We start from the raw sequence: 13,692 nt of genomic DNA, 5'->3' as shown, positions 1-13,692 counted from the left end.
AGTGATTTCTTAAGCTATAAAAAAAGAAACTTGCGCTTATGCACAAGTTTCTTTTCAAAAACATCCTTATTTTTTTACAACTTCATGTCCGCCGAACTGATTACGTAGTGCTGAAACTACTTTTCCATGGAATGTATCATCTTCTTGAGAACGGTAGCGCATAAATAGTGACATCGCGATTACCGGTGCCGCTGCTTGAAGTTCAAGTGCCGTTTCAACAGTCCATTTCCCTTCTCCTGAAGAGTTCATTACACCTTTAATGCCATCTAGTTTCGGATCTTCTGCAAATGCTTTTTCAGTTAAGTCCATTAACCAGCCACGGATAACTGATCCGTTCGCCCATACTTTTGCAACATCTTCATAATTGAAATCAAAATCACTTTTATCTAACACTTCAAAGCCTTCAGCGATTGCTTGCATCATGCCGTACTCAATACCGTTATGTACCATTTTTAAGAAATGCCCACTACCAACACGGCCTGCATAAGAATACCCATTTTCTACCGCTAAATCTTTAAATAAAGGTTCTAATTGATCATAAATTTCTTTTTCTCCACCAACCATTAAGCAAGCACCGTATCTCGCTCCTTCTACACCACCAGATGTTCCGATATCTACGTAATGTAAACCAAAGCTTTTCGCTTCTTCTGCACGGCGTAACGTATCTTTATAGAATGAATTTCCGCCTTCAATAACAATATCGCCTTCCTCTAATAATGGATATACATCTTTTAGTACTGACTCTACAACTTCTCCAGCAGGTACCATTACCCAAATTGTACGAGGAGCTTCTAGTTCAGCAATCATTTCTTTTAACGTATGACGTGCAGTAATCCCTAGTTTTCCTGCCTTTTCAACAAGCTCTTTATTTACGTCATATACAACTACTTCATGCTTGTCTTCATATAAATGTTCCGCTAATGGGAATCCCATTTTTCCTAATCCAATTAAACCTAGTTTCATATTAATCAATCTCCCATTCTATACAAATATATTTAATAACGAAATAAGTCCAAGTGCTACAACAGATAGTATCGTCTCCATTGCAGTCCATGTTAATAATGTTTCTTTCACTGTCATTCCAAAATACTCTTTAATCATCCAAAATCCAGAATCATTTACATGTGATAAAATTAATGACCCAGCACCTGTTGCAAGTGCTAGTAGTTCAACATTTACACCTGGTGTACTTGCTGCAATCGGTGCAACAATTCCAGCAGCTGTCATCATTGAAACAGTAGCTGATCCAGTTGCAATCCGGATAAGCGCCGCAATTCCCCACCCTAATAATATCGGTGAAATATGGGATTCTTTCGCCATTTCTGCGATTGTCGTTCCAATTCCAGAATCTAATAATACTTTATTAAATGCTCCGCCTGCACCAATAACTAACAGTATGTTCGCAATTGGGCCTAAGCAATCATTTGTAAATTGTAACACTTTATCTTTTGAGAAACCTTTTGCATAACCAAGACTAAAGAAAGAATATATCGTTGCAATTAATAATGCAACTATTGGATCTCCAATAAAGTGCAATACTTGTGCAAGTTGACTTGTTTTGCTTAGCGCTACTTCCGCTATTGATGCACCTAGCATAAGAAATACTGGAAGTAAAATAGTAAACAATGTATTTCCGAAACTAGGAAGTTCCTTCTTCTGATCTCTTTCAATAAATTGCTCAGCTATATCTAATGGTACTTCTTTATGTATACGAGCACCGATCCATTTTCCATAAAGCGGACCTGAAATAATTGCAGTTGGAAGTCCGACAATTAATGCATATAAAATTGTCTTCCCTACATCCGCTTTAAAAATACCTACCGCTGCCATCGCTGCTGGATGCGGCGGAACGAGTCCGTGTACAACAGATAGCCCTGCTACAAGCGGGATACCGATTGTAATAAGTGATACCCCAGTTTCTAACGCAATTGTAAATACTAATGGAATTAATAGTACAAATCCAACTTGGAAAAACACTGGAATTCCCACTAAAAATGCAACGAACATCATTGCCCAGTGAACACGTTTCTTCCCAAAACGATCAATCAATGTATTAGCAATTCGTTCAGCACCGCCAGATTCGGCCATCATTTTTCCAAGCATCGTTCCTAGTGCTAAAACTATCGCTAAAAACCCTAACGTATTACCAAGCCCTAATTTAATAGAATCAATAATCCCTGGATCTTTTGGTGAAGTTCCAATCAATGGCATTCCCATTGCCAGCCCTACACCGATTGCTGTTAAAATTAATGCGACAAACGGATGCCATTTTACTACCGTAATAAGTAAAAGTAGTATGACAACTGCCGCTAGTACGATCCCAACTACCATTTCTCCCAATCCCCCTATTGTTTACGTTGGAAAGCAGCTATACAATCAAATTCTTCTTTCAAGCGATTGTAAAGTCGTTCATACATATAAAACATTTCTAAATATATAGCCGTATTTTCTTTATTCGGTACATGGTGATGGACAATATCAATCCAATCCTTTACCTCTTCAAGAGAATCAATTTTTCCTACCGCATATAAAGCAACTGCCGCTGCCCCAAGCGCAGATGCTTCATGGCTTTCAGGAACAAGCAATTCTTTCCCCATCATATCGGATAACATTTGTCTCCAAAATGCAGATTTCGCAAACCCTCCTGAAACGCGTATTTCGGTAAGTGGCCCTGTACAATCCCTGATTGCGAGTGCAACAGAATATACACTCATACAAACGCCTTCCATGACTGCACGTATAAAATGTTCTCGTTTATGCTGAAGGTTTATTCCGAAGAATGTACCACGAGCATTTGCATTCCAGTAAGGTGCACGTTCACCAGATAAGAAAGGCAAGAACAGTAATCCATCAGCCCCAGCCGGTACACTTTCCGCATACTTAATTAATAAATCATACGGATCAATCCCAAGCTTCCTTGCTACTTCTTGCTCTGGACTACCAAATTCATCACGTAACCATCTCAATAATATTCCGCCGTTATTCGTTGGTCCACCGATCACCCAATGCTCGTCTGTTAATGCATAACAAAACGTTCTTCCTTTTTCATCTGTATTAACACTTGATGAAATCGTTCGAACTGCACCACTTGTTCCAATCGTAATTGCAGCTGAGCCAGGCGATATTGCACCAACGCCTACATTCGCAAGAACTCCATCACTTGCACCAATCACAACTGGAGTATCTTTACGAATCCCCATCTTTTGTGCTAATTCCGGTTTCATACCCGATAAAATATATGTAGTTGGTACTGGAGTTGATAATTGTTCTGTAGAAATATTTAACATTCCCAACACATCAACATCCCAATTTAACGTTTCTAAATTGAATAACCCTGTAGCAGAAGCAATGGAATAATCAACTACGTAGCGTGAAAATAATTGGTAAATAACATACTCTTTAATAGAAATAAATTTATAAGCACTTTTATATAATTCTGGTTCCTCTTCTTTCATCCATAACAACTTAGATAGTGGAGACATTGGATGAATTGGTGTACCTGTACGTTTATAAATTTCATGTCCATTCATATGTTGTAATAATTTTTCTGCTTGTTTCGTACTACGATTATCTGCCCAAATAATAGAGTGCGTTAACGGCGCACCATTTTCATCTACTGCAATTAATGCGTGCATTGCTGTACTAATACCGATTGAAGAAATATCTTCTGGTAATACATTACCCTTTTCGATGGCAACGCTTACAGTTTTATAGACAGCGGCACATATTACATCAGGATCTTGCTCAGCCCATCCGACGTTCGGTTGAATAATTGGATAATCAACTGCATGTGATGCAACGACTTTTCCTTTTTCTGTGAACACAACCGTTTTTGTACTTGTGGTACCGATATCAATCCCGATTACTCTCCCCCTTGTTTCCATGCGAATCTTCCCTTCGTTTCTAGCAAAATACGATCTAGTAAACCGTTTACATGAATTAGTATATAAAATATTTTTTCTTTAATCAAGTTTTAAAAAGAAAATTTTTTTCATAACGAAAAATAAATCCCCTAATTCCCTTTCATTTACATAATACCCTTTTTGAAACACACTCTTTTTCTAGTTTTTGGGTAACTAGTTCTTTAGCTTGATGGGTATGTGGTTCGTTGTACAAAACTAACATTTTTAGTAAGATTTCATAAGGTATTAGGAGATAAAAAGTTTTAAATTCCTTAACCAAATTGTTGTAATAGATCAGATACAAAAACGCCATCCTTTCCTATGATTCTATAGAAAGAATAGCGTATTTTTTCATTTTAGGGAGAATTTTATTTTGTTAACTTGATGATACTGTGCTTCTATCTCACTTCGTCTCTAAATTGAAAACATTTATTTCGTAAGCTTAAGGACGACGTGTCGGGACCTCATGCCTATCAACTTAAGAACTTGCTTTATTCAATTTTTTTGCGAGTAAGTTGTTTTTTGACCTAAAATGGCATATTTTAAACTTTAAAAACTATAACAAAACTTATCCGGTTTTCCTTTTTGCTTACTTGCTAAATTCAGCAAGTAAAATGTTTTTAAAAGACTCTGGATTATTAATGTTAAAACTGTTCGAATTGACGGCCAATGTATGTTTGCCTCCAAGTGTTCCACCAGCAAAAGTGGAAAAGCCTAGAACGCCACCTCTGTGTCCCCATACCGAAACACCATTCGGAAGCTTAGTTTCAAAGATTCCAAGACCATATCCGGTTCCTTCTCTTTCTGTAGGAACTGTAGTAAGCATTTGATTTAGCTGCTGTTCCTTCAGTAATTTTCCACTGAGTAAGTAAGAGAAGAATTTGTTTAAATCGTCAGCAGTAGAAATCATATCTCCATCCGAGCTACCTGGGTTAATATACGTAACGTCTTTTAGCTCACTTGCTCCGTCTAGTTGGATATAGCCACGGGCATGCTTCGTGCCTGGAATCACGCTTGAATTACCAGGTAGAAATGTATTTGACAAATCAAGCGGTTCAATAATCCGATTTTCAACCTCTTCCGCATAGCTGTTGCCAGTTACTTTTTCAATAAGGATCCCTAGTATTACGTATCCTGTGTTTGAATAAGACCAACTCTTTCCTGGGGCAAAGTCTGGGGGAAGTGAAATCCCCATCTTTACGAATTCTTCAGCCGTATAAGATTTTTTTGTATCCATAATATCAAAGTCTTTTGAATTTATATAGTCAGCAATACCACTTGTATGATTCAATATTTGCCGGATCGTAATCTGGTTACCATCATATCCGTTTCCTTGAATAACACCAGGCAACCATTTTTCAATGGAGTCGTCTAAATTCAAACGATTCTCTCCAGATAATTGAAGTAGAACTGTTGCAATGAACGTTTTCGTCACACTGCCAATACGAAAGCGAAAATCTGCTTTCATTGGTTTCTTAGTTCTCAGATCCGCTATTCCAGCGGTATAACTCCAAGTCTTACCATCCTTAGAAATTTGAGCGAGTATTCCTGGGTATCCAAGTTGCAGTTCATCCCGTATTGCTTTCTTAACGGAAGTACGATCGCGTTGCGTACTTGTTTGTAACGAACTAGATACATTTTGCATGGGTTCTGCTTTTACAATTGAGTTTGATGTTATGTATAACAGGGAACCTCCACCTATTAAAAGTGCTAGACTGGCACATGTAATTTTACTGCATTTTTTCATAAAGCATTCCTCTCTTCTATTTAAATTGTATTGATGGTTGATAGCTATGTCATATGCTAACCAAACAGCTATCAACCCTCCCAATGATAAAAGTCAATACTGAATTTGCAATCATCTATAGACCAATTATTTCTTCAAACAACTCTCTGACCTAATAAATGATTAATCCCTCTTCTTCAGATATCTGTTAACTTCTATAATTTCTTCTTTTCTTCCATAGCGTTTTATTAATTAATTTGTTTTTATATAAATAGATAGTAACTACTCCCCCTCCCGTTCTTCTCTATATTTTGATCATACACATTGGAAATCTCTTTTTTCTTACTCCTTCCTTACAAATTCCTTACGTTCCAAACTACTTCTATATTTCGGTGGTTTTTGTTTTAAGAAAACTTAGTTCTATTAACTTGGTAACATTGGAATAACACCAAATGCCAATCAACTGAAGAAAAGTAAATGCCTCGAAAATGGAAATACTGTGCATTTCTCTTGATGGACATAGAAATCCGGTCCTCAATATAGAAATTTCTTTATGTAAATATATTCCGTATTATAATTATAAAATTCAATTAATTTCTTATTTTTCAGAAAAATATAAAAATACCCCAGAATTTATTGTATAATGTTGTAAAAAGCTGTCGGAGGGATTTAATGTTACATAAAATATCTCAATTTACAATTAAACTTTCATCCATTCTTTTATCACTTTTACTATTATTAAATTTACCTTATTTATTTATCACTCAAAATGGATTTACCTTTCAACCAATTCTTTTTTTAAATCAGATTGTTACAATGTTAAAGGAAGTTTTCTCCCCCGAATCATTAGTGGTTATGGGATCAGACCCGAAATTTGGTAGTTTCAAAAAAACACCATTATTCCCAACTGTTTTAGAACCTTACCTATATTCATTCACTGTATTATTTTTAGCCTTTTTACTTGCACTCTTTCTATCATCTAGCATGGCATTTTTTTATTTTTTAGCAAAAGATTATATAAAAAAATGGATAAATCGAATTGTGTTCATATTAGAAGCTGTCCCTGATATGATGATGATGATTTGTTTGCAAATATTTTTCATATGGGTACTTAAGAAATTCGGGGAATCTCCTGTCACCATTATTTCTTTTAATGAAAATCGAGCTTATTTACTCCCTATTTTATCTTTAGCAGTCTTACCTACATTACAAATGTTTCGGATGATGGTGTTATACATAAAAGAAGAACATGGAAAAGATTATGTAGAAGTTGCCTATGGAAAAGGCCTTTCATCAAGTTATATACTACGCATTCATTTATTCAAAAATATATCTATCCACTTCTTCCACCATTTAAAAACGATTTTTGTTTTCTTACTTTCTAATTTATTCATTTTAGAATTTATTTTTAATATGGATGGCATTATTCAATTTTTATTTAATAAGGCGTTTATTTCACCTCCCGCTGCATTTATCATACTGGTTATGATTATTTTACCGTTTTATACTATTTTTCAAATAATCTCATTCATGATGAATAGATGGCAAAAGCAATTGAAAGGAGTAGCATTATGAAATCTATTTGGAAATCAAAACGCTTTTTAATCGGCTTTACTTATCTATTCATACTTATTTCAGCTAGTTTTATTTATAGTTGGTTCTTTAAAGATAATATCCCAAAACCTCCTCAGTTACTTTACAATGACAATAACGAATTGCTTGGAAAGGCTCCCTTTCCACCATCATTAATACCGCCTTTTGGATCGGATCGTTTTGGAGAGTCTGTTTTCTTACAAATTATAGAAGGAGCAAAATTCACTATTTTATTAGCCGTGGCAATTAGCTTCTTTCGAATTTTATTCGGAACATGTATAGGAATTCTCTTAAGTTTATATGCTCCAAAATTCAAGAGATTTTTCCAAGCATGCTCAGAAGTTTTTTATTATATTCCCACTTTATTTATCGCATTCATACTCATCACGCCCGTTAATATTGTAATCACATCAAATGCTGATGGGTTAAATCCAAATATTTCATTTACGTTTTATCAAGTACTCGTACTTATTTTCGTTGCTCTGCCTACACTTTCTTTATATATATCCTCAGAGGTTGATGAATTTATGAAACGAGATTACATTTTAAGTTCACAATTATTGGGTGCTAGCCGTTTTCATATTATGAAAAAACACTTACGAGTCTTATTACTTGACCGCTTATTTGTATTATTTATGGAACATATCGTCCAAACACTCATACTCGTTATCCATTTAGCGTTGCTTAACATTGTAATTGGTGGGATACAAATGCGTGAACTGTATGACGGAGTGCTCAAACCTGTTTCTCTATCTAATGATTGGGCAGGCCTTATTGGCTTAAATCGTAATGAAATGAATCTTTCATGGTGGATTATTTTTTATACTCTCGCTTCATTCTTTATTACGATTCTATTTATTAAGCTTATGACACTCGGGATTCAAGATGCACTGAAAGCAAGAGACTCGCAAACTGTAGCAATTCAATCCGTTCCAGATCAAAAGAAATTTGTTAAACATAAAGATTCTTTTTCGTTTGCAAATAAAGTGAACCTTTAATCATGTCTTATTAATCAAGTATGAATTGGCATTGATATTAGTAGAATATAAAAAAGATGATCCCTATTGCATACAGGGATCATCTTTTTATGCCGTCTAACTTTTTTACATGTACTTTGTTAGACTCATACTTTTTATATTTAAATTGAATTATTTGCAATCACAATTATGCTGTTTAAAATCTATTACCATACGCCCTTGAATTCTACCTTGCTCCATTTCTTCGAATACATTTTGTACTTTATCTAAAGAACAAGTTTGAACAACCGGCACTACTTTTCCTTCTGCACCGAACATAAATGCCTCTTCTAGATCCTTACGAGTACCAACTAGAGAACCAACCACTTCAATTCCGTCTAGTACAAGACGCGGAATGTTCAAGTCCATAGTTTCTACTGGTAAACCTACTGCAACGACTTTACCACAAGCACGTACTGCGTCAACTGCTGAATTGAAGGCTACTTTTGAAACAGCTGTTACTACAGCAGCATAAGCACCACCAAACTCCTCTTGAATAATCTTATCAGCAGGACCTTGAGAAATTGGATTGATTGTCCTATCAGCACCAACCTCTTTTGCTAAGGCTAGTTTATCATCATTAATATCTACTGCGATTACCTTGGCACCAAATACATTTTTAGCATATTGGATAGCTAAGTTACCTAATCCACCACAACCATAGATTACAATAGGTTGACCCGGTTTAATATCTGATACTTTTATTGCTTTATATGTAGTTACGCCCGCACATGTGATTGATGATGCTTGAGCAGGATCTAATCCTTCTGGTACTTTCACCGCATAATCAGCTGTAACAATACATTGCTCAGCCATACCACCATCTACTGAATAACCAGCATTCTTAACTTCACGGCAAAATGTTTCTCTACCAGTCACGCAATATTCACAACGTCCACAAGATTGGAACATCCATGCAATACTTACACGGTCTCCTATCTTTAGTGAAGTAACATCATCAGCGATTTTCGTCACAATACCTACACCCTCATGACCAAGAATACGGCCATCTGTGTTTCCAAAATCATGATTTGCAACGTGTAAATCAGTATGACAAACCCCACAATACTCTACATCTACTAGTGCTTCACCTGAGTGTAACGGACGTAATTCCTTTTCAATAACTTCAATATTTGCTTTACTATTTTTATTAACTACTACTGCTTTCATATGTGATCTCCCCTTTAGTGTTTTAGAATTTTTTATGAGTTCATCTCACAACTTCTGTCTTCACTAGTTTGGCTAATCATCGTGCCAAATGTAAGTGTTCAATCATCATTACATGTTTATCATAACATGACACTTCATAAACAAATTGTGAAATTATGAACAATATTTGAATTATTGCATAAGTCGATTTTTATTTTATATTTTTAAAAATGTGAGTCTATCACTGACTATAAGTAAGTCACATTTTTCTACAAGAAAATAAATCAGTAAACTATTCGCCAATAAAAAAAGCCCTTCATTTGAAGAGCTTTTCTTATATTCGCTTCATCGAAATCGTTTCACGTATACTTTGTAAATTTTTTAACGTTTCCTCTTGTCGTTGCAACGACAAACCTACATACAAAGTATCAATTAAACTTAACTGCGCTAATCTTGATGAACTTGCTTCTGTGCGGAATTCTGTCTCACGTGTTGAAGTATAGAGCGTTATATCAGCAAGTTGACTTAATGCCGATTTCTGATAGCTCGTAATCGCAATAATTTTAGCTCCTCTTGCTCTCGCTATTTCTAATGCTTCAAGTAACCCTTTATTGCTACCAGAATGAGAAATGCCGATAACAACTGAATTTTTCGAGAGTAAACCCGCTCCCATAATTTGAAAATGCGAATCAGTATGAGCGATACATGAAATACCCGTTCTCATAAACTTATGATACGCATCCATCGCAATAATACCAGAGCCACCATTTCCATAAAACTCGATTCGATCTGCTTCTTGCAATGCTTTTACAGCTTGCTCTAATGCTGTGTCATTTAACAAATGCAATGTATCTTGCAGTCCTGTAATATGTGAATGAAAAACTTTTTTAGCAACAGTTACCATACTATCTTCTGCTGATACTTCTTCATGAATATTTTGCATCGGTGTATGTACAATTTCACGAGCTAATGTAATCTTTAAATCTTGAAATCCTTGCAAACCAAGGTGTTTACATAAGCGGAATATCGTAGCTTCGGAACTATTCGTAACTTCTGCTAATTCAGTAATAGATTTATGTACAACATCTTGTGGATGTTTCAAAATATGTTCGGCAATACTTCGTAATTTCGGTGACAAACCGTTTAACGAAGCCTGAATCTTTCCAATCCCACTTCTTGTTCCAGGCATAGCATATCTTCCCCTTCCATCATAGCCTTATCCCGTAAAAACCCAATTGATGTGAGCTAATAATTAGCAGGAATAGACCCTCCACTAATTAAAGTTTCACTTTATTGTACCTAATTATTGAAAGAAGAAAAACCTTTATTCAGCTTTACTATAAACTTTTAATTGCTCCTATGTATTCTTTCATAATATGTGACACAATTATTCACACTTATTATTTCTCCCCGTGTTTCACTGCGTACAATGCAGCTTGCGTACGATCATCTACTTCCAATTTAGCTAAAATATTTGAAACATGTGTTTTCACAGTTTGTTCTGTAATATGAAGCTCTGCTGCAATTTCCTTATTACTTCTTCCTTTCGCAATTTCACGAAGTACCTCTTGCTCCCTTTTCGTTAACATGGAAAAAGGGTTTTCTTTTTCTTTCTTAACTGCTGACCGTCCTAATAGTGCTGGTGTTACTTTCGGATGAAAATTCGTATTTCCTTGATGTACTGCAATGATAGAAGCTACAAGTTGTTCAGGTTGTACTTCTTTTAATTGGTAACCATCTGCTCCAGCTTCTAGTGCTGGTAAAACATAATCTTGCTCTGAAAAACTGCTTAGTATAAGTATCTTTATTGTTTCATCGTATTGTTTTATGTATTTTGTTGCTTCAATACCATCCATCTTCGGCATTGATAGATCCATTAATACTACATCTGGCCTTTCCGTTCGGACAAATGTGAATGCCTCTTGACCATTTTCTGCTTCCCCAACAATTTCAAATTCTTCTCTCGTTTTCAAAAAGAATACAAGTCCTCTTCGAACGATATGATGATCCTCAACTAGTAATAATTTAATCTTCAACCTTCTTCTCCCCTTCAAATTGGCAATTGAATTTCAATTTTCGTACCCTTTTTCAGCTCAGTTTTTATTTGAAATGATCCCCTCATTAACTGAATACGTTCCTTCATACTTTTTAACCCGAGCGCTGACTCTCTTACGCGATCTTGTATAAATCCTATTCCGTTATCCTCTATGTAAAAATACAACTGATTATTTTCTATTTTTAAAAGAACATTTACCTTTTCACACGAAGCATGTTTTTTACAATTATGTATTGCTTCTTGACTAATACGCCATAAAACTTCTTCTATTTCATCTCCAATTGAAACCATTCCCTCAATTCGGACTTCCACATGAACCCCTAACAACTTTCCGTAATTTTGAATTGCTTCTGCTAATCCTTTTTCTAATCCTTCCGGTCTTAATTGCCAAATCAAAAGTGTCATCTCTTGTAATGCTTCTTGCGATAAATCTCCAATATAACTTAACATCTCCTGCAATTCTCTATCTTGTGTCATATTTAGTGTCCCTTTTGCTGTTAACATAATAGAAAATAACAATTGTTTTACTGAATCATGCAAATCACGAGCTAATCGATTTCGTTCTGCTACAACTACGTATTTACGTTCTTTTTCCACTAACTGAATACGTTGTATTGTCGTTCCTATTTGAAATGCAATTGATTCTAATAATGCTAATTCTTCCTCTGAAAAATTTGTTTTTTGAGGCGCAGCTACATTTAAGAGACCAAACTTCTCCGACCCAGACCTTAATGGAATTGTCGCATGATGCGTAACATCTTCGGTCTCTCCCCAATTACATTCAATCGCATCCTCTATTCGCTTACATTCAATAATATTAGTCGCTTTTTCCAATCTGCCATTCACAAAACGCTCTACACACCAGCAGTCTCCTTCACACATCGGCTTTTTCTCTTGCCACGTAAGAGCTGGCGGTAATTTTTCGTCTACAAGCATACGGTGCTTTCCACTTTCATCAATAAAAAAGATCCACCCTGTTTGCAAATTCATTACTTGTAACAATGTATGTAACACTTTTTCTAACATGTCCTGTAAGTCTGTTGCTTCATTTAATAATTCAGCAATTGATTTTAATGCTTCTAATCGATGCATCTCTTTTTCTTCAAAGTTCATTTTCATCACCAACTACCATTATAACATTAAGAAATTTCTAAATTCTACAAATAAAGAAAGAACCGAATTCCTTCAGCCCTTTCTTTATATCATTCATTTTATTATTGTTATTCTATACAATGTTGAAAGCAGAATTTTTGTTAACAAACTGTTCTACTTTAGCTGTCCGATAAAGATTGCCCACTGTGGATATGCTGTAAACTTTCAGTAGTAACAACCATATTGGCTGCTGGCATTTGCACTTGATTCTTATGAAACATAGACATTAATTCAAATCTTACTTGTCTAGAAGTTTCAAAATAATCTTCTGGCTTTATCAAACCTGTAATACAAAATTCATATCCAACGTATTTAAGATTCGGATTTAAATCTGTAACACCCACATATTTAAACGGTTCTGCAGCTTCATCATCTACTTTATAAAGACTTGGAGCCAATTTTTCATTACAATTAACACAAACTTCTTCTAACAACCCCTTAACTCTTGTAGGATCTTCCTGATAACTTACCGTAATCCGTTCAATTACTCGCATCCAGCCTTTATTAAAATTTTGAATCGTTCTAATCTCTCCATGTGGTATGGTAAGGAGTTTTCCTGACCATTCACGAATTTGCATAAAACGAATACTAATTTCCTCAATCGTTCCTGAGTTTGTTCCGTTAAAAGTAACAAAATCGCCAACACGAAACTCTTTGTCCGCTAATCTCGCAAAGCCTAATATAACATCTTTTAACATCTGTTGTGCAGCAAAACCGATAACAACCCCCGCTATCCCTGCACCTGCAATGATACTTTTTATATCTACAAATTGGCTAATTAAATATATGATTAGACTGATGATAATGATATATCTAAAAATAGATCGAATCACACTTTGAATCGTTTGCTCTACCTCTTCATCAAAAAAGCTTGATTTCCTAAAAAACCAATCAATAATGCGGTTTATTACAAAAGAAATAATGATCAGCACTAAAGCAAATAGTAAAAATCTTAAAAGCAAAAACTCCCTTACATAATTAAAAAATTCTTCAGTATACGTTAATAAACTCATCTAACCACTTCCTTACTAATTAAAAAATTCATAATCGTCTCAGTTTGTTCTAGAAAAATCTATTATCCTACTCTAAAATGCTGCT

At 35.2% G+C, this 13,692-nt stretch carries 11 protein-coding genes; 2 read left to right on the top strand and 9 right to left on the bottom strand.

Features of this window, described 5'->3' with window-relative positions; translation table 11 throughout:
- Positions 1-66 precede the first annotated feature (66 nt).
- The 4 genes from gnd to ATN06_RS11225 form a co-directional block, all read right to left on the bottom strand.
- A complete protein-coding gene (gene gnd, locus ATN06_RS11245) occupies positions 67-963 on the bottom strand; it encodes a phosphogluconate dehydrogenase (NAD(+)-dependent, decarboxylating) (protein ID WP_060630697.1) in 897 nt (298 codons plus the stop codon).
- 18 nt (positions 964-981) lie between these two features.
- The gene (locus ATN06_RS11240; RefSeq protein ID WP_060630696.1) at positions 982-2,331 is read right to left on the bottom strand and encodes a GntP family permease; all 1,350 of its coding nucleotides are present in this window, start codon (positions 2,329-2,331) and stop codon (positions 982-984) included.
- 14 nt (positions 2,332-2,345) lie between these two features.
- Complete coding sequence (gntK, locus tag ATN06_RS11235) at positions 2,346-3,884, bottom strand: gluconokinase (RefSeq protein WP_060630695.1); 1,539 nt, start codon at positions 3,882-3,884, stop codon at positions 2,346-2,348.
- Between the two features lie 607 nt (positions 3,885-4,491).
- On the bottom strand, positions 4,492-5,649 hold the full coding sequence (locus ATN06_RS11225) for a serine hydrolase domain-containing protein (protein ID WP_060630693.1): 1,158 nt from the start codon (positions 5,647-5,649) through the stop codon (positions 4,492-4,494).
- A gap of 651 nt (positions 5,650-6,300) precedes the next feature.
- Here ATN06_RS11225 and ATN06_RS11220 point away from each other — a divergent pair.
- The gene (locus ATN06_RS11220) at positions 6,301-7,203 is read left to right on the top strand and encodes an ABC transporter permease subunit (protein WP_060630692.1); all 903 of its coding nucleotides are present in this window, start codon (positions 6,301-6,303) and stop codon (positions 7,201-7,203) included.
- Entirely contained in the window at positions 7,200-8,219 is a 1,020-nt protein-coding gene (locus ATN06_RS11215) for an ABC transporter permease (RefSeq protein ID WP_060630691.1), read from the top strand. The genes ATN06_RS11220 and ATN06_RS11215 overlap by 4 nt, the downstream gene beginning before the upstream one ends.
- Positions 8,220-8,369: 150 nt before the next feature.
- Here ATN06_RS11215 and adhP read toward each other — a convergent pair whose 3' ends face one another.
- The 5 genes from adhP to ATN06_RS11190 form a co-directional block, all read right to left on the bottom strand.
- Positions 8,370-9,407, bottom strand: coding sequence for an alcohol dehydrogenase AdhP (gene adhP, locus ATN06_RS11210; protein WP_060630690.1), 1,038 nt, complete (start codon positions 9,405-9,407; stop codon positions 8,370-8,372).
- 313 nt (positions 9,408-9,720) lie between these two features.
- The gene (locus tag ATN06_RS11205) at positions 9,721-10,575 is read right to left on the bottom strand and encodes a MurR/RpiR family transcriptional regulator (protein ID WP_060630689.1); all 855 of its coding nucleotides are present in this window, start codon (positions 10,573-10,575) and stop codon (positions 9,721-9,723) included.
- 211 nt (positions 10,576-10,786) lie between these two features.
- Positions 10,787-11,422 carry a response regulator gene (locus ATN06_RS11200; protein WP_060630688.1) on the bottom strand — a complete coding sequence of 212 codons (636 nt, stop codon included), beginning with the start codon at positions 11,420-11,422 and terminating at the stop codon, positions 10,787-10,789.
- A gap of 14 nt (positions 11,423-11,436) precedes the next feature.
- Complete coding sequence (locus ATN06_RS11195) at positions 11,437-12,534, bottom strand: two-component system sensor histidine kinase CasK (protein ID WP_140350471.1); 1,098 nt, start codon at positions 12,532-12,534, stop codon at positions 11,437-11,439.
- 179 nt (positions 12,535-12,713) lie between these two features.
- Complete coding sequence (locus tag ATN06_RS11190; RefSeq protein WP_060630686.1) at positions 12,714-13,607, bottom strand: mechanosensitive ion channel family protein; 894 nt, start codon at positions 13,605-13,607, stop codon at positions 12,714-12,716.
- Positions 13,608-13,692 lie beyond the last annotated feature (85 nt).

Source organism: Bacillus thuringiensis (assembly GCF_001455345.1).
Taxonomy (GTDB): Bacteria; Bacillota; Bacilli; order Bacillales; family Bacillaceae_G; genus Bacillus_A; species Bacillus_A thuringiensis_N.
The sequence above is the reverse complement of the archived record's forward strand: the minus strand, read 5'-3'. Positions and strand labels throughout refer to the sequence as shown.

Excerpts from the sequence above, each read along its gene's own strand:
- gnd (WP_060630697.1), bottom strand. The coding sequence starts at position 963 with ATGAAACTAGGTTTAATTGGATTAGGAAAAATGGGATTCCCATTAGCG.
- ATN06_RS11240 (WP_060630696.1), bottom strand. The coding sequence starts at position 2,331 with ATGGTAGTTGGGATCGTACTAGCGGCAGTTGTCATACTACTTTTACTT.
- gntK (WP_060630695.1), bottom strand. The coding sequence starts at position 3,884 with ATGGAAACAAGGGGGAGAGTAATCGGGATTGATATCGGTACCACAAGT.
- ATN06_RS11225 (WP_060630693.1), bottom strand. The coding sequence starts at position 5,649 with ATGAAAAAATGCAGTAAAATTACATGTGCCAGTCTAGCACTTTTAATA.
- ATN06_RS11220 (WP_060630692.1), top strand. The coding sequence starts at position 6,301 with ATGTTACATAAAATATCTCAATTTACAATTAAACTTTCATCCATTCTT.
- ATN06_RS11215 (WP_060630691.1), top strand. The coding sequence starts at position 7,200 with ATGAAATCTATTTGGAAATCAAAACGCTTTTTAATCGGCTTTACTTAT.
- adhP (WP_060630690.1), bottom strand. The coding sequence starts at position 9,407 with ATGAAAGCAGTAGTAGTTAATAAAAATAGTAAAGCAAATATTGAAGTT.
- ATN06_RS11205 (WP_060630689.1), bottom strand. The coding sequence starts at position 10,575 with ATGCCTGGAACAAGAAGTGGGATTGGAAAGATTCAGGCTTCGTTAAAC.
- ATN06_RS11195 (WP_140350471.1), bottom strand. The coding sequence starts at position 12,534 with ATGCATCGATTAGAAGCATTAAAATCAATTGCTGAATTATTAAATGAA.
- ATN06_RS11190 (WP_060630686.1), bottom strand. The coding sequence starts at position 13,607 with ATGAGTTTATTAACGTATACTGAAGAATTTTTTAATTATGTAAGGGAG.